This is a genomic window from Plantactinospora sp. KBS50, assembly GCF_002285795.1.
Lineage (GTDB): Bacteria > Actinomycetota > Actinomycetes > Mycobacteriales > Micromonosporaceae > KBS50.
On the sequence record NZ_CP022961.1, the window covers coordinates 4740417 to 4757106 of the forward strand.

General features: G+C 74.6%; 16 protein-coding genes. All 16 read right to left on the reverse strand.

Annotated features, from left to right (window positions below; genetic code table 11):
• Positions 1-160: 160 nt before the first annotated feature.
• A complete protein-coding gene (locus CIK06_RS20280; protein ID WP_369916238.1) occupies positions 161-1669 on the reverse strand; it encodes an AAA family ATPase in 1509 nt (502 codons plus the stop codon).
• A gap of 672 nt (positions 1670-2341) precedes the next feature.
• Positions 2342-3220, reverse strand: a complete 879-nt coding sequence (locus tag CIK06_RS20285) for an RluA family pseudouridine synthase (protein WP_369916240.1) — start codon at positions 3218-3220, stop codon at positions 2342-2344.
• Between the two features lie 65 nt (positions 3221-3285).
• Positions 3286-3888 carry a signal peptidase II gene (gene lspA, locus CIK06_RS20290; protein WP_095566157.1) on the reverse strand — a complete coding sequence of 201 codons (603 nt, stop codon included), beginning with the start codon at positions 3886-3888 and terminating at the stop codon, positions 3286-3288.
• Positions 3889-3980: 92 nt separating this feature from the next.
• Entirely contained in the window at positions 3981-4397 is a 417-nt protein-coding gene (locus CIK06_RS20295) for a TraR/DksA C4-type zinc finger protein (protein ID WP_095566158.1), read from the reverse strand.
• Between the two features lie 262 nt (positions 4398-4659).
• Complete coding sequence (locus CIK06_RS20300; RefSeq protein ID WP_095566159.1) at positions 4660-6162, reverse strand: potassium/proton antiporter; 1503 nt, start codon at positions 6160-6162, stop codon at positions 4660-4662.
• The gene (locus CIK06_RS20305; protein WP_095566160.1) at positions 6159-6503 is read right to left on the reverse strand and encodes a DUF167 domain-containing protein; all 345 of its coding nucleotides are present in this window, start codon (positions 6501-6503) and stop codon (positions 6159-6161) included. The genes CIK06_RS20300 and CIK06_RS20305 overlap by 4 nt, the downstream gene beginning before the upstream one ends.
• 5 nt (positions 6504-6508) lie before the next feature.
• The gene (locus CIK06_RS20310; protein WP_095566161.1) at positions 6509-7117 is read right to left on the reverse strand and encodes a hypothetical protein; all 609 of its coding nucleotides are present in this window, start codon (positions 7115-7117) and stop codon (positions 6509-6511) included.
• Positions 7118-7258: 141 nt separating this feature from the next.
• Entirely contained in the window at positions 7259-8059 is an 801-nt protein-coding gene (locus CIK06_RS20315; RefSeq protein WP_095566162.1) for a DivIVA domain-containing protein, read from the reverse strand.
• Between the two features lie 40 nt (positions 8060-8099).
• A complete protein-coding gene (locus CIK06_RS20320) occupies positions 8100-8405 on the reverse strand; it encodes a YggT family protein (protein WP_095566163.1) in 306 nt (101 codons plus the stop codon).
• 18 nt (positions 8406-8423) lie between these two features.
• Complete coding sequence (locus tag CIK06_RS20325) at positions 8424-9131, reverse strand: cell division protein SepF (protein ID WP_095566164.1); 708 nt, start codon at positions 9129-9131, stop codon at positions 8424-8426.
• 259 nt (positions 9132-9390) lie between these two features.
• Complete coding sequence (locus CIK06_RS20330; RefSeq protein WP_232534345.1) at positions 9391-10143, reverse strand: YggS family pyridoxal phosphate-dependent enzyme; 753 nt, start codon at positions 10141-10143, stop codon at positions 9391-9393.
• Positions 10144-10156: 13 nt separating this feature from the next.
• Complete coding sequence (gene ftsZ, locus CIK06_RS20335) at positions 10157-11269, reverse strand: cell division protein FtsZ (RefSeq protein WP_095566166.1); 1113 nt, start codon at positions 11267-11269, stop codon at positions 10157-10159.
• A 148-nt stretch (positions 11270-11417) separates the two neighbouring features.
• Positions 11418-12155, reverse strand: a complete 738-nt coding sequence (locus tag CIK06_RS20340) for a cell division protein FtsQ/DivIB (RefSeq protein WP_232534346.1) — start codon at positions 12153-12155, stop codon at positions 11418-11420.
• Between the two features lie 284 nt (positions 12156-12439).
• The gene (gene murC / locus CIK06_RS20345) at positions 12440-13945 is read right to left on the reverse strand and encodes a UDP-N-acetylmuramate--L-alanine ligase (protein WP_095566167.1); all 1506 of its coding nucleotides are present in this window, start codon (positions 13943-13945) and stop codon (positions 12440-12442) included.
• Positions 13946-13991: 46 nt separating this feature from the next.
• Positions 13992-15098: an undecaprenyldiphospho-muramoylpentapeptide beta-N-acetylglucosaminyltransferase gene (gene murG, locus CIK06_RS20350; RefSeq protein ID WP_095566168.1), complete on the reverse strand. Its 1107-nt coding sequence runs from the start codon at positions 15096-15098 to the stop codon at positions 13992-13994.
• On the reverse strand, positions 15098-16504 hold the full coding sequence (locus CIK06_RS20355) for an FtsW/RodA/SpoVE family cell cycle protein (RefSeq protein WP_369916242.1): 1407 nt from the start codon (positions 16502-16504) through the stop codon (positions 15098-15100). The genes murG and CIK06_RS20355 overlap by 1 nt, the downstream gene beginning before the upstream one ends.
• Positions 16505-16690 lie beyond the last annotated feature (186 nt).

The window sequence follows — 16690 nt, forward strand, 5'->3', positions numbered from 1 at the left end:
CGCCGGTCCCCGAGCCTAGTCCCCGCCGCGGCGCTGCGGCAGAGGCGACACGGCGGAGGCGAGATGATCCACACTTCCGGCCGGATGGCGGCCACCCAGGGCGATCGTCCGGTGCCGCCGGGTCACGCCGTCGGCGCACGGTTGGCCGGCGCCCACGCCGTCAGCGCACGAACGGCTCCACCATGGCCGCGGCGGCCTGCAACCACGCCTCCCGGGTGTCCGGCTGGAGCTGGGCGTACTCGATGGACGAGCCGGTCTCCAGCGCCGCGTCGTACGGCACCACGGCCACCGCCCGGGTCCGGGTGGCGAAGTGCCGCTGGAGGTCGTCCAGCAGCGGCGACCGCCCGGGCGTCGGGCAGGACAGCAGGGTGACCGCGTTCTCCACCAGCTCGCCCATGCCGATCTCGTGCAGCAGGTCCAGCATCCAGTCCGCGGTGAACGCCGCGTCCTCGCGGGGCACGGTGGTGACCACCAACTGGTCGGCGGCGCGCAGCACGGTCTGCCAGTTGGCGCTCTCGACGTTGTTGCCGGTGTCCACGCAGATCACGTTGTGGGTACGCCGCAGCAGGTCCAGGACCCGGCCCACGGTGTGCTGGTCGAGTCGGGAGGCGAACCGGGAGTTCTCCTCGCCGGCCAGCACGTCGTACGACCCGTCCGAGGCGTGCCGGAGATAGTCGTCGAGCCGCTCGTACAGCGCGGTGCCGGAGCTGGCCTCGATCATCATGAGGTCGGCCACCAGGTGCCGGATGGTCCGGGCGTGCCGTGCGCTGCCGGCGCGCAGGCCGAGCGTGCCGCGCAGTTCGTTGTCGTCCCAGGCCAGCACGCCGCGCCCGCGGACGCTGCCGATGGTTGCCGCGGCCAGCACGGTGGCGGTGGTCTTGTGCACCCCGCCCTTGGGGTTGGCGAACGCGATCACCCGGGGCCGGTCGATGTCCCGGCCGAGGATCCCGGTGGCCCGCTGGGTCTCCGGATCCGGTTGCGCCCGTCGCCGGGGCGCCGTGCGGGCATAGCCCGGCTCCGCGGTGCCCCGTCCCTGGGTCGGGATCCCCGGGGCGCCGGGTGGTGCCGTACCGACCGGCGGCGCGCCGGGCGGCGCCGTACCGAGCGGGGGCGCACCGGGCGGCGCCATGCCCACCGGGGGCGCGCCGGGCGGTCCCATGCCCGCCGGCGGCGCACCGGGCGGACCCATCGGCGGACCGACCCGGGCCACGCCCGGCTGGGCGGTACCGACCGCCGCGGAGCCGGTGGCCGAGCGGGGCGGCGGTACCGGTGGCGCGCTCCGGCCGGCGCCGGCCGGGCCGGGCCGGCGGGGATCCGGGGGCCGGGCCGCCGGCTCGGACCAGGTGCGGTCCGGCTCGGCCCGGGACGGGTCCGACCATCCGCGACCGGACTCGGGCCGCCCGGGCGGCTGCTCCGCCGGGGGCTGGGCCTCGCCCAGCGGCGCCGGCTCGGCGCGCCGGCGCCCCGGCTCGGGCGGTGCCGACCGGGCCGGGGGCGGCTCGCCCCACGCCCGGCCCGCGTCCGGCGGCGCCGACCGGGGCGGCGGCACCGGGCGGGCCGGCGACACCGGTGGTGCCGGCCGGTCGGCCGGTCCGGGCTGGGCCGGATATCCGCCACCGTCCAGCAGGGAGTACCGGGACTCGCCGGGGGGTTGGTAGTCCGGCTGCAGGGCGGCGTACCGGGACGGTGCCGGGTCCGCGTCGTTGGACAGGTCGCGCAGCGCGGCGTACCGCGACTCGCTGAGCTGGCGCGCGGCGGCGAGTTCGCCGGGGTCGGGCGACCCTGCGCCGCCGTCGCCGAAGAAGGTGCCGCCCCCGGGGTCGGCGCCCCGGTACCGGTCACCGCCCGGCTCCGGATATCCGCTGCGGGTCGCCGGCACCCCGGGCCAGCCGGCACCGGCCGGGCCGGGCTGCCCCGCCTCCGGTCCCGTTCCGTCCGCACCGCCGCCGTTGGCGCGGCGGCCCGTCCCGGAACCGCGGGCGCCCCGCGGCTCGTCCCGACGGCCCTCCTGGTCGTGGTGCTCCGTCGACCGGCCGCCACGCGCCCGGTCGAGCAACGCCCGCCAGCGCGGCGCAGGCTCGGCCGGACGGCTCCAGCCGTTCTCGGTGCCCTCCACGGCTCGCCCTCCCCAGCGCGATGGGTCCCCGGCAGACAGGCTACGAACAGGAACCTGTCCGGGCCACACCGGGGCATGCCGAAATCCGTCCCGAATTCTCCGCAAACGGCATCCGGTACCGCCAATGGACCCGCGGTCACCGTAGCCCGACCCGGGTGCTCCCGGCTACGGGCGCCGGGGCATCCGTGGCCGCCGGAGCGCCTTCGAGGCGACCGGCGGGACGTCTCAGTCGCGCAGCACGGTCAGGGCCCGGGCCAGGTCGTCGGGGTATTCGCTGACGAAGCGGACGGGCTCGGCCGTACCCGGATGCAGGAAGCCGAGCGCCCGGGCGTGCAGCCACTGGCGGGTCAGCCCGAGCCGGGCGGCGAGGGTCGGATCGGCGCCGTAGGTGAGATCGCCCACGCAGGGATGCCGCAGCGTGGAGAAGTGCACCCGGATCTGGTGGGTACGCCCGGTCTCCAGCCGCACGTCGACCAGGCTGGCGGCGGGGAACGCCTCGATGGTGTCGTAGTGGGTGATGCTCGGCTTGCCGCCGGACACCACGGCCCACCGGTAGTCGTGGTGCGGATGCCGGTCGATCGGTGCGTCGACCGTGCCGCGCAGCGGATCGAGGTGGCCCTGGACCACCGCGTGGTAGCGCTTGTCCACCTCGCGTTCCTTGAAGGCCCGCTTCAGGACGCTGTAGGCGCGTTCGCTCTTGGCCACCACCATCAGGCCGGTGGTGCCCACGTCCAGCCGGTGCACGACGCCCTGCCGTTCGGCGGCGCCGCTGGTGGCGATGGTGTGGCCCATCGCCGCGAGGCCGCCGATGACCGTCGGTCCGGTCCAACCCGGGCTGGGATGCGCGGCCACCCCGACCGGCTTGTCGACCACCACGATGTCGTCGTCGGCGTACACCACGGCGAGGCCCGGGACCACCTCGGGGACCACCGCCGGGGCGGCGACCGGCGCCGGCAGCGTCACCTCCAGCCAGGACCCGGCGGCGACCTTGTCGGACTTCGGCCGGGGCGCGCCGTCCACCCGGGCGTCCCCGGCCTCGACCAGCGCCGCGGCGGCGGTGCGGGACAGCCCGAACAGCCGGGACACGGCCTGGTCCAGGCGCATCCCGTGCAGGCCGTCGGGCACCGGCAGCGAACGCTGGTCGCCGGCCGGCCGCGATGGTGTGGCCGTCACGCGCCCTCCCCCGCCGTACCGGCCGGCCCGTCGCCGGCCAGCCCCGCCCGCGGGGTGACCCCGTCGCGCCGGTGCCCGGTCAGTTCGAGCAGCACCGCGAGCACGACGCCGCAGAACAGCGAGCTGTCGGCCAGGTTGAACACCGGGAAGTGCTGCCCGTACGGGCCGAAGACGCTGATCATGTCGACGACGTGCCCGAGGAAGACACCGGGCGCCCGGAAGACCCGGTCGACGAAGTTGCCCAGCGCGCCGCCGAGCACCAGACCGAGCGAGACGGCCCACGGCACCGAGCGCAGCCGTCCGGCCATCCAGCCGATCCAGCCGATCACGGCGAGCGTGACGAGCGGGAAGACCCAGGTGTGGTCGGCGCCGAGGCTCCACGCCGCACCGCTGTTGCGGATCAGGCTGAGCCACAGGGCACCGCCGAGCAGCCGGACCGGCTCTCCCGGGGTCAGTTCCGACAGCGCCCACTGCTTCGTTGCGAGGTCGGCGGCCAGCGCCGCCACGGCGGTGAGAATGAGGACGAACACCGCGCGCCGGTGCCGCCGCGCCGACGGCTGCGGGTCGGTGTCCGGCCGCACGGGCCGTGCTTCGGTCATCTGCTCCCCATCGACGCGGTCCTCTGCGCCGGCCGTGCGGCCGGGCCCGGTGGCACCGGGCCGACGATGGGGGGCCGCGGTGGCGGCAGGCCCTATCGCCGCTCCTCCAACTGCTTGCACTTCACACACAGGGTGGCCGACGGGAACGCCGCCAGGCGTTCGACCGGGATGGGGTCGCCGCAGCGCTCGCACCAGCCGTAGTTGCCGGCGTCGAGCCGCTCCAGCGCCCGCTCCACCTGGGTGATCCGGTCAAGGATCCCGTTGGCGAGGGAGATCTCCTGTTCCCGCTCGAACGTCTTGGTGCCGGTGTCGGCCTGGTCGTCACCGGCCGAATCGGTCAGTCGCTCGCGCTGCAACTCGGTGATCTCGCTCAGCGTCTGATCGTACTCGCCGCGCAACTCGTCTCTCCGGGCCGCCAGCGCGGCCCGGATCTTCTCGGTCTCGGCGGCGGTGCGGGTGCCCCGCGGGGGCTTGCGGCCGGTGGTCTTCGTCTCGACTGGCTTCGCCATCGTCGCTCCCTAGGCCGCGGATTCCGCGGCGATCGGCGGTGCCTGGGCAGTGGCCCCGGCACGGCTGTCGCCGACCGGGACCGGTACGTGCGCCTCCGGCGCACAGGGCCCCAGATGCACAAAAGGGGTACGCAACGTCGTCGCGCACTCCTGAGGGTGGCAAGAATACGGAACGTACAGACGTCCGACAACGCGGCGCACCGTTCTGTCCTTGATCAGCCCGATTAATATGGCAAACCGGACAGAGCGTCACGCTAGCAGATCAACCGTCCCGGTCGGCGCCGGATTCTCCGAACCAACGGGCCAGCCGGCCCCGCCGGCTCACCGCCCGCAACCGGTGCTCGGTCGCGTCCCGGGCCTGGGCCGTGGCCACGATCAACAGGCTGTCCCCGGCGCGCAGCCGGGTGTCCCGTCCCGGCACGAACCCGCGGCCGTCCCGCAGCACCAGCGTCACCGAGGCACCCACCGGCAGCCGCAACTCGTCCACGTGCACGCCGGCCAGCCGGGAGCCCGGCGGGATCTCCAGTTGCAGCAGGTCGGCCCGCATCCGTTCGAGCGGCGCGGTCTCCACGTGCATCTCGGTGGCCTCCGCCGGGGCGGTCACGCGCAGCCGGCGGGCCACCGCCGGCAGCGTGCCGGCCTGCACCACCGTGAAGATCACCACCAGCACGAAGACCACATCGAACAGCCGGTCGGCGCCGGGCGAGCGCAACGACAGCGGGATGGTGGCCAGCACCACCGGCACCGCGCCGCGCAGCCCGGCCCAGGACAGGAAGGCCTGCTCCCGCAGCCGCAGCCGGAAGCCGATGGCGGAGATTGCCACCGACAGCGGGCGGGCCACCAGGATCAGGGCCAGCCCGGTCACCACCGCCGGCAGCACCGCGCCGGCCAGCCGACCGGGCGTGACCAGCAGCCCCAGCAGCACGAACAGGCCGATCTGGGCCAGCCAGGCCAGGCCGTCGGCGAACCCCAGGATGGCCTGCCGGTGCGGCAGCCGGGCGTTGCCCAGGACGACGCCGGCGGCGTACACGGCCAGGAAGCCCGAGGCGTGCAGCACGCCGGCGGCCGCGTACGCCAGCACGGTCAGCCCGATCACCGCGATCGGGTACAAGCCGGCGGCCGGCAACGCGCCGCGGCGCAGCGCCGTACGGCCGAGCAGCCCGACGAGATAGCCCACCACGGCGCCGGCCGCCAGCTCGTAGCCGAGCAGCAGCGCCTCCACCCACCAGTGCGGCGCGCCGGTGGGGTCCCGGGACAGCAGCACCACCAGCAGCACCACCGGGGCGTCGTTCATCCCGGACTCGGCCTCCAGCGTCGCCACCAGCCGGGGCGGCAGGCGCAGCCGGCGCAGCGTCGCGAAGACCGCGGCGGCGTCCGTGGAGGACAGCACCGCGCCGTACAGCAGCGCCAGCCGCCACGGCAGGTCCAGCAGCAGGTGCGCGGCCGCACCGACGGCGAGGATGCTGATCCCGACGCCGACGGTCGCCAGCGTCGCCGACATGCCCAGCACCGGGCGCAGGGTGCTCCACCGGGCCGTGAGGCCGCCCTCGGCGATGATCACGATGAGTGCGCAGAAGCCGAGGTCGCGGGTCAGCTCGGCGTCGTCGAACCGGATGCCCAGGCCGGCCTCGCCGATCGCGATGCCGAGCGCGAGGTAGACCAGCAGGCTGGGTACGCCCAGTCGGGTGGAGAGCCGGACCGCCCCCACCGCCACGAGCAGGACCAGCGCGCCGACCAGCAGCGCGACGTCCAGCGGGGCGGTCACGGCCGGCGGTCCGGGGCCGGTCCGTCGCGCAACGCGCGGACCCGGGCGGGCAGGTCCGGCTGCGCGCCGGCGACCCGGAACACCTTGTCCCGACTGGTGGCGCCGGTACGCAGGGTGACCGCCGATCGGCGGACGCCGAGTGCCTCGGCCAGCGCCCGGCGGGCCGCCTCGGTGGCCCGGCCGTCGACCGCGGGTGCGGTCACGGCGATCACCAGCGCCGGGCCGTGCGGACCCGGATGGGCGCCGCCCACCCGCGCCCGGGCGGATCCCGGTTTCACCCGGACGGCCACGGTGACATCGGGAGTTTCGCCCGACCGATCGGGCGTGCGGTCTGCCGGCACGGCGGTCAGCTACCGGAATGGCCGGTGAGCAGCGCGGTGTCCGGCTCGCAGAGCGCGCAGGGGGTGAAGCCGAACTCGACCGCGTCCCGGACCGGCAGCGGCTCGGACTCCCGCCCGGCCAGGTGGGAGCAGCCGGCCAGGTGGTAGCGGGGTCGGCCGTCGACCACGAGTACGTCGTCGGTCAGCAGTGCCACCCGGGCCGCGTCGCCGGCGTCGCGGGGCTGCACGCCCGGCTCGTCCGGCGCGTCGGATCCACCCGGCTCGTCGGACCCGCCCGGCTCGACCCGGGTCGAGTCGGCGGCGTGGGCCGGTTGCCGGGGTACGTACGCCCCGGTGGCGCCGGACCGGCGGCGCAACCGCTCGTCGCGCGGGCCGGCGGTACCCCGCTGGCCGGCCGTGCCGGCGGTGCCTCGCGGGCCGGCCGTGCCTCGCTGACCGGCGGTGCCGGCGGTGGCGCTCTGGCCGGCGGCCTGCCGGGCACCGGCGACCAGTGCCACGGCGGCCAGCAGACTCGCCGCGATCGAGCTGGTGAGCAGCACGCTCGACCCGCTGGCGAGCCCGATCACGAGCAGGACGACGGCGACGAGGATGAGCAGAAGGCTTCCCACTATCACGGCTCACCCCCGCCGCTGCGTACCTGCATTTTGTCAATCACCGTCCGGTGCCCCGGCAGGGCACCGGACGCGGTGCCGTGGCCCGCGAGGGCCACTCGTCGACCCGGCCGCCGGTGCCCCGGGCGGGGCACCGGGGTCGGCTCAGCGTCCGGACTCGAGGGCGCCGGAGCGCCCGCCGCCGTACGAGTTGCCGAGCCCAGCGGCGGCGAGGCTGGCGTTGCCACCGGACCGATTGCCGTCGGTCCGGCCCATCTCCACCTCAAGGCCCTGGCCACGTCCGTCGAGGTCGCGCAGCTGGCTCTCCAGGTAGGCCTTGAGCCGGGTGCGGTACTCGCGCTCGAACTGCTTGAGCTCCTCGATGTGCTTCTGCAGCGCCGTGCGCTTGGCGTCCAGGCCGCCCATCGCCTCCTGGTGCCGCTGCCGGGCGTCCCGCTCCAGCGCGTCCGCCTTGGCCCGCGCCTCCCGGGTGACCTCCTCGGCCTTCGACCGCGCCTCGGAGAGCAGCTGGTCGGCCTCGCGCCGGGCGTCCGAAACGTGGTCGTCCGCCGTCCGCTGGGCCATCATCAGCACGCGCAGCGCCTGCTGCTCGCCGTCGGCACCGCCGACCACGGCGCCCTGGGCGCGCATCTGCTCCAGCTCGACCTGCATCGCCCGGGCGGCCTGCTCCGCGGCCGCCTTGTCGCGCTGCACCCGGTCGAGCTGGGCCTTGACATCGTTGATCTCGGCCGCGAGCCGCGGGTCGGCACCGGGGCCGGCCGGCGCACCGCCGCGGCCACCGCGCTCCACCTGGGCACGCAGTTCGTTGTTTTCCTCGATCAGACGGGCCAGCTCGCGCTCGACCTCGTCCAGAAACGCGTCGACCTCTTCCTCGTCGTACCCCCGTTTGCCGATCGGTGGCTTCTTGAAGGCGACGTTGTGGACGTCGGCCGGGGTCAGCGGCATCGAAACTCCTCGGGTCAGTTGCGGCCGCGTAGCACGCTGGTCAGCTAGTCGATGCGATCAGCGGCTGAACCACGAACCTCATCAGCACGAACAGGATAACCAGGAGCACAAGGGAGGCCAGGTCGATGCTCACGGTACCAATTCGCAATGGCGGGATCACACGCCTCAACGCCTTGAGAGGGGGATCAGTGACGCTCCACACGGACTCCAGTCCGGCGGAGGCTGCCCGGCCGGGTTGCCAGCGGCGACCGTACTGGAGGACGGCCCCGAGCACAAACCTGGCCAAAATAACCAGCAGAAACACGTAGAGGACCAGATACAGGACCTGGAACAAGATCGACAACACGGGATCCCTCGGATCGGACTAACTCAGGCTGAAGAACCCGCCCTCAGCGATCTTGGCCTTGTCCTCCGCGGTGACCTGGACGTTGGCCGGTGAGAGCAGGAACACCCGGTTGGTCACGCGCTCGATCGTACCGCGCAGGCCGAACGCCAACCCGGCGGCGAAATCCACCAGACGGCGGGCATCCGCCTCGTCCATTTCGGTGAGGTTAATGATCACCGGAACACCGTCCCGGAAATGCTCACCGATGGTGCGCGCCTCCCGGTAGGTCGTCGGGTGCAGCGTGGTGATCTGGTAGCGCTGCTCCTCCTCGGGCGGACTGACCCGGGGCTGCGGAGCGAGCGCCAGATTGTCCCGGGTGTGGTACGAGTGCGTGCTCGACGACTCCACCGGCCGGGTGATGGACCGTACGCTGGCCCGCTCGATCCGGTCCGAGCGGTCCGAACGATCCGACCGTTCCGGGTGATCGTCGTCGGAACGGTCGAGGTCACTCAGCCGACTGGTCGGCCGGTCAGTCAGCCGACCGCGCTCGGCGGTACGGGACCGGGGCAGGCTGGCCGGCTCGTCCGGCTCGTCCTCGGCGTCGTCGTACTCCTCGCCGTACCGGCTCGACCGGTAGCGCGACTGGCGGTAGCCGGGCTTGTCGTAGCCACCGTCGTCGTCGTACCCGCGCTCGTCGTCCTCCTCGACGAGCCCGAGCCAGACGCCCGCCTTGCGCAGTGCACCCATCGCCGCGCCCCTCCGTCCGCCGTGCGGCACGCGCCCCCGTGCCGCGTCGCTGCCCACTTGCGTGGACACCCACCGCGCCCACCGGCCCCGACCGTCGCCAGGTCGGCCCGGTCGTCCGGACCGCCCTCCCCCACGCGACGGTTCGGTCTTACCGAACCCGTCAGATCCTGCCGAACGCTGTTCCCCGGAACACCGTTCCTGCCCAACACTGTGCGATTCCGCTCGAACAACACCGGTGTAGTTCGCTGTTCGCGCCAGGCTACCGCAGCGTGGCACGCATTCCGAGCAACGCGCTGCCGACCCGTACGAGTGTCGCGCCCGCGGCCACCGCCGGCTCCAGGTCGCCGCTCATGCCCGCCGACAGCACCCCGGCGTCCGGATGCTCGGCCCGGACCGCCGCCGCGATCCCGGCCAGCCTGTCGAACGCCCGGGCCGGCTCCCAGCCCCGGGGAGCCACCGCCATCAGCCCGGCCAGCCGCAGCGCCGGCGCCCCGGCCACCGCCGCGGTCACCGCGCCCAGCCCGATGTCCGGGTCGGCGGCACCGGCCAGGGTCCCGCCCCGGTCCGGGTCGTCGTCGATGCTCACCTGCACCAGCACGTCCAGCGGCGCGTCCCGGACCTGCGCGGCGGCCTGGTCCAGGGCCACTGCCAGCCGCACGCTGTCCACCGACTGCACCACCTCGGCGTACCGGACCACCGAGCGGCACTTGTTGCGCTGCAACCGGCCCACGAAGTGCCACCGCGGCCGGGCGCCCTCGGCCGCCACCGCCGCGGCCTTGGCCGCCGCCTCCTGGTCGCGGTTCTCCCCGACGTCCGCGACGCCGAGCCGGGTCAGCAGCAGGACGTCATCGGCCGGGTAGGTCTTGGTCACCGCCACCAGGGTGACCTCGTCCGGTGCCCGGCCCGCGGCGGCGCACGCCGCCGCGATCCGGGCACGGACCCGGGCGAGGCTGTCGGTGAGTTCGGTGAGGCGGGATCCGGCCGCCGCGGCGGCCGGATCCGGGGAATCGATGGGCAACGGAGACTCAGGAACCATTCTTGAGGAAGTCGGGCACGTCGACGTCGTCGAACAGCACCCGGCGCGGCTGCGGGGTGGGCGCGTTGGCCGGCGCCGGCGAGACCGGCGCGGCCGGTGCGGGCGCGCCGGCCGTCCCGCTCTTGCGGGTCGGCTCGGCCGCCTTGTACGCCGGTGTGCCGCCGTCGAACCCGGCCGCGATCACGGTGACCCGCACCTCGTCGCCGAGCGCGTCGTCGATGACCGCGCCGAAGATGATGTTGGCGTCCGGGTGCGCCGCGTCGGTGACCAGCTGGGCCGCGTCGTTGATCTCGAAGAGGCCCAGGTCGGAGCCGCCGGCGATGGACAGCAGCACGCCCCGCGCGCCATCCATGCTCTGCTCCAGCAGCGGGCTGGAGATGGCCGCCTCGGCCGCCTCGACGGCCCGGTTGTCGCCACGGGCGCTGCCGATGCCCATGAGGGCGCTGCCGGCGCCGCTCATCACGCTCTTCACGTCGGCGAAGTCCAGGTTGATCAGACCGGGGGTGGTGATCAGGTCGGTGATGCCCTGGACACCGGAGAGCAGCACCTGGTCGGCCTGCCGGAAGGCGTCCATCATGCTGATCCCGCGGTCGCCGAGGGCCAGCAGCCGGTCGTTGGGGATCACGATGAGCGTGTCGCACTGGTTGCGCAGCTCCTCGATCCCGGCCTCGGCCTGCACCTGGCGCCGCTTGCCCTCGAAGGAGAACGGCCGGGTCACCACGCCGATGGTCAGCGCGCCGAGCTTGCGGGCGATGTTGGCCACCACGGGCGCGCCGCCGGTGCCGGTGCCGCCGCCCTCCCCGCAGGTCACGAAGACCATGTCGGCGCCCTTGAGCACCTCCTCGATCTCGTCGCGGTGGTCCTCGGCGGCGTTCTTCCCGACGTCCGGGTTGGCGCCCGCGCCGAGGCCGCGGGTCAGTTCCCGACCCACGTCGAGCTTGACGTCGGCGTCGCTCATCAGCAGCGCCTGCGCGTCGGTGTTGATCGCGATGAACTCGACGCCCTTGAGCCCAACCTCGATCATGCGGTTGACGGCGTTGACACCGCCCCCACCGATGCCGACGACCTTGATGACCGCCAGGTAGTTGTGCGGAGGTGTCATCGGGGTCCTTTCCTTCGAGCTCGGCTAGGGCAAAACCCTCACCCTCTACTAGAGGCTTAGAGTTATGTCAACCACTGATCCTCTCGGGGCAACGTAAGCGCCGTTCTGGCAGCAACCAAGGACCCTTCGCGGCGTGTCGCCGCGCCGGCTACCGGATGGTCACCACATCCGGCGCGCTCACATCGATGGTGTTTCCCGAATGGGCCAGCAACGAGGCCGCCACCCGGGCCTTCACCTCGCTCTGCGACGGGTCGCCCCAGATGATCGTCCGGCCGTCGGTCAGCAGCAGGGTGATCCGCGCCGGACTCGCCGCACCCACCTCGGCCACCTGCTCCCGCAGCTCCCTGGGCAGGGCACCGAAGACCTGCGTGGCCGCCCGGGTCGCCGCATCGTCGGGTCCGGGCGCGTCGATCCGCGCCAGCGGCAGCCCGTCCGGGCGGGCCGGCAGCCACTCGAAGACCACACCGGCGCCGTCCAGCACCGCGAAGCCGTTGTCGTGCGGCACGGCCAGCGTCGGCGTCCGCTCGACGATCTCCACCACCAGGGTGTCCGGCCAGGACCGGTGCACGCTGACCTGGCGCACCGCCGGCAGCGCGCCGACCCGGCGGCGCACCGCCGCCAGGTCGACCCGGGCCAGCGGGCTGCCCTCGGGCACCGCCGCCGCCGTGCGCACCTGCGCCACGGTCAGCACGCCCGTGCCGGCCACCCGGACCTGCGCCACGCCGAAGACCCCGGTGCCCAGCACCAGCCAGCCGCCGAGGGCCGCCAGCACCAGCACCCCGGCCAGCACCGCCCAGGGCGCCGCGGCGCGCAGCCGGCGGCGCCGCGCCCGTTGCATGAAGCGGCGGGCGGAGGCGGGCACCGCGTCGTTCCCGGCCCGTACCAGCCGCCACCGCCGGGCGGTCCCGGCCGCGGCGCCGCGGGCCGCGCCGGCACGGCCGTCGGAGGCCCCGCGACCGCGGGCGGCGCCGGCACGGCCGTCGGACGGCCCGGCGCCGCGGTCCGGATCCGGACCGTCGCCGTTGGCGGGCGGGCGGGCCACCGAGAGCCGGGCGCCGGTCCGGCCGGCCGGACCCCGCGCGGAGCGACCCGGCGCACCCGGGCCGGCCCCGGACCGGGGCGTCCCGGTCCCCCGCGACCCGCCCGGTGTCCGGCCGCGGCCGGTCGGGCTCATCCGGCGGCGGGCGCCGCGGCGTCCGGACCGGCCGCGCCGACGGGGCCGGCCGCGCCGACCGGCGGTACGTCCCCGGCCCGGTCGGCCAGCGCCGCGAGCAGCTCGTCGCCGAGCAGCGAGATGGGCGGCGCGCCCATGGTCACCACCACGTCACCCGCCCGTGCCCGGCGGACCACCTCGGCCGCCACGTCGTCCCAGTCCGGCAGGAAGACCTTGCGCCCGGCCGGCAGGTCGATCGCCTCGGTCAGCGCGACGCCGCCCTCCCCCGGCCCGCGGACCTCGCCCGGGCCGAACACCTCCAGCACCACCGCCTCGTCGGCGAGGCTGAGCGCCCGGGCCAGGTCGGCCTGGAGATCGCGGGTGCGGTACAGCCGGTACGGCTGGAACACCACGACCAACCGGCCGCCCGCGGCCACCTCGCGCAGCGTCTCCAGCGCCAGCGTCATGGAGGTCGGGTGGTAGGCGTACTCGTCCCAGACCTGCACCCCGGCGGCCGTGCCCTTGCGTTCGAACCGGCGCCGCACGCCGGGGAAGGCGGCCAGCGCCGCGACGGCGGCCTCCAGCGGCACGTCCAGCTTCAGCGCGGTGAGCACCGCCGCCGCGCTGTTCATCCCGAGGTGCCGGCCGGGCGTCGGCAGCCGGATCTCGCCCAGCGGCTCGCCGTGCAGGGTGCCCAGGTAGCGCACGCCCTGCGCCGAGGAGACGATGTCGGTCATCCGCAGATCCGCGTCCGGCACGGTCCCGTAGGTGAAGACCGTGCGCCCCTGGTCGCGCAGCGCCGCCGCGAGCCGGCTGGTGCCGGGGTCGTCGGCGCAGAGCACCAGGAACCCGTCCCGCCCGGTCAGCCCGGCGAACTCGGCGAAACCCGCCTCCAGCCCGGCGAAGTCGCCGTACGTGTTCAGGTGGTCCGGCTCGATGTTGGTGATGATCGAGGCGTACGGGCGGTAGAGCAGGAACGACCGGTCGCTCTCGTCCGCCTCGGCCACCACGTACTCGCCGGTGCCGTGGTGGCCGTTCGAGCCGACCTCGGAGATCTCCCCGCCGATCACGAACGACGGGTCCAGGCCGGCCCGCTGGAGGATCATCGTCACCATCGACGTGGTGGTGGTCTTGCCGTGCGTGCCGGCCACCGCGATCGTGCGGCGCCCGGTCATCACCGCGCCCAGCGCCTCCGAACGGTGCAGCACCCGCAGGCCGCGCCGGCGGGCCTCGGCCATCTCCAGGTGGTCGGCCGGGATCGCCGAGGAGTAGACCACGGTGTCCACGCCGTCCAGGTTCTCCACCCGGTGACTCATGTGGATCGTGCCGCCCAACGCCCGCAGCCCGACCAGGGACGGCCACTCGCGCAGCTCGCTCCCGGTGACCGGGATGCCCCGGGTCAGCAGCAGCCGGGCCAGGCCGCTCATCCCGACCCCGCCGATTCCGATCAGGTGCACCGTGCCCAGGTCCTCGGCCGCGACCGTGCCGGCCGGGGACAGCTCCGCGGTGTTCAGCGCCGCCATCAGTTCCTCTTTCCGTACGCGGCCGCGATGCGCCGCACCGGCCCGGTCATCGGGCCACCGCCTCGTAGACGAAGTCCAGCAGCGCCTCGTCGCCGTCCCGCCGGCCGTACGCGCCGGCCGCGGCGCCCATCTCGGCGAGCCGGCGCGGGTCGCGCAGCAGCGGGACGACGTGCTGCTCGACCCAGCCGGGGCTCAGCTCGGCGTCGTCGACCAGCAGGCCGCCGCCGGCCTCCACCACCGGCAGCGCGTTGCGGCGCTGCTCCTGGTTGCTGTGCGGGTAGGGCACGTAGACCGCGGGCAGCCCGATGGCGGCCACCTCGGCGCAGGTCATCGCGCCGCCCCGGCAGAGCATCAGATCCGCCGCCGCGTAGCCCAGCTCCATCTCGGACAGGTACGGCAGGGTCACGTACGGCACCGGCAGGTCGTTCGGCACCGAGATGCCCTCGTTGCGCGCCCCGATGACGTGCAGCACCTGGATGCCGGCCGCGGCCAGTTCCTTTGCCGCGCCGGAGACCGCCAGGTTGATCGACCGGGCGCCCTGGGAACCGCCGGAGACGAACAGCGTGGGCAGGTCCGGCCGCAGCCCGAAGTGGGCCCGCGCGGAGGCCCGGCGGCCCGGCCGGTCCAGCCCGGTGATGGCCCGCCGCAGCGGCACCCCCACCACCCGGGCGTCGCGCAGCGCCTCGGCCTGGGCCGGCTGGTGCGGGAACCCGGCCGCCACGTTCCTGGTGAACTTCATCCCCATCCGGTTCGCCACGCCCGGGGGCACGTTCACCTCGTGGATCACGATCGGCAGCTCGCGCCGCCAGGCCGCCAGGTAGGCCGGCACCGAGACGTACCCGCCGAACCCGACGACCACGTCGGCGCGGACCTCGTCCAGCACCCGGCCCGCCTCGCGGGCCGCCCGCCACATCCGGTCCGGGGTACGCAGCAGGTTCATGTTGACCGACCGCGGCAACTGGTACGCGTGGATCAGCCGCAGGTCGTAGCCGTGCGGCGGGATCAGCTCGTTCTCCAGGCCCTTCGGGGTGCCGAGGGCGGTGATCCGGACGCCCGGGTCGTGCCTGCGCAGACAGTCGGCGAAGGCGAGCAGGGGGTAGATGTGCCCCCCGGTGCCGCCTCCCGCGAGTACCACCGACCGCAGCGGACCCATCAGCGTCTCCTCTCGCGCACCGGTCCGGCGCGCACCTTGTCCGCCCGTCCGTCGGTCGGCCGGGCTCCGGTGTCCCGCCGGCCGGGCCGCGACCCGGCGTCCCGGTCGGGCGCCGCCGCGTCCGGTGCGGCCCGGCGCCGGCCGGGAATCGGCGGCAACGGGGCCCAGAGTAGTCGGACCCAGGGGGCCGGCGGACGGGCGTTCAGCGCTCTGGCCGCATCGGGTTCGGCGCGGGCGAACGAGGCGAGCATCCCGATGGCCGCGAGGGTGACCACGAGCGCGCTCCCACCGTCGGAGATGAACGGCAGCGGCAGGCCGGTGATCGGCAGCAGGCCGACCACCCCGCCGATGTTGATCACCGCCTGGCCCACCAGCCAGGTGGTCGCCGCCGCCGCGGCCAGCCGCCGGAACGGGTCGGTCACCCGCCGGGCGATCCGCAGCCCCGTGTACGCCAGGACGGCGAGCAGCGCGAGCACCACGACGCAGCCGACCACGCCCAGTTCCTCGGCCAGGATCGCGAAGATGAAGTCGTTGTGCGCCTGCGGCAGCCAGTCCCACTTGAGCACGCTCTTGCCCAGCCCGACCCCGAACCAGCCGCCGTTGTCGATCGCGTCCCGGGCCATGACCAGCTGGTAGCAGTCGGACGCCCGGCACTCCGGGTCGTTCTGGCGCAGGAAGGCGGTCAACCGCAGCAACCGGTAGTTCTCCTCGCCGACGCTGCCCGAGCCGGCGCCCAGCCAGGCCGCGGCGATCAGCAGGCCGATCCCGACCAGCCCGATCGCGCCGAGACTGGCGAAGATCCGCATCCGCACCCCGGCGGCCCAGAGCAGGCCCACCACGATCGCCAGCAGGCACAGCATGGTGCCCACGTCGTTGTAGCCGACCAGCAGGAACAGCAGCCCGATCACCGGGCCCAGCGGCACCAGCAGCTCGCGCCACCAGCCCACGGCCCGGCCCTTGCGGGCCACCACCTCCGCGCCCCACAGCACCATGCCGAACTTCGCCAGCTCGGAGGGTTGCAGCCCGATCGGCCCGATGTAGAGCCAGAGCAGCTGGGCCTCCAGCGGACCGATCCGGGCCACCCTCAGGTGGGCCAGCGAGCCGTACACCAGCAGCAGGTCCAGCACCAGCAACAGCAACAGCGAACCGACCAGCAGCGGTTTGCCCAGCGAGCGGAACGACCCGGCCGGCAACCGCTGGCAGAGCCAGAACGCGACCAGCCCGATGAACGCGTACAGCGCCTGCTTGGTCAGGTCGGCGAAGGCGTTGCCGTCCTCGGCGTACGCCTGCACGCTGGTGGCCGAGAAGACCATGGTCAGGCCGATCACCAGCAGCAGGCCGGCGCTGGAGACCAGCAGGTAGTACGAGGCCAGCGGGCGGGCCAGCAGGCCGCGCAGCGCGGCCAGCCCGCCGCTCGGGTCGAACCGCCAGGGCGGTACCTCGGCCGCCGCGTCCCCGGTCTGCCGTCGCGCCGCCGACCCGGCCCGGCCGGCGGATTCGGCCCGGCTCGCGGAATCGGCCCGCCCGCTCGACCCGGGCCGGTCGGTGGAGTCGGCCCGGGCCGCCGACCCGGGCCGCCGGGTCGAGTCGCT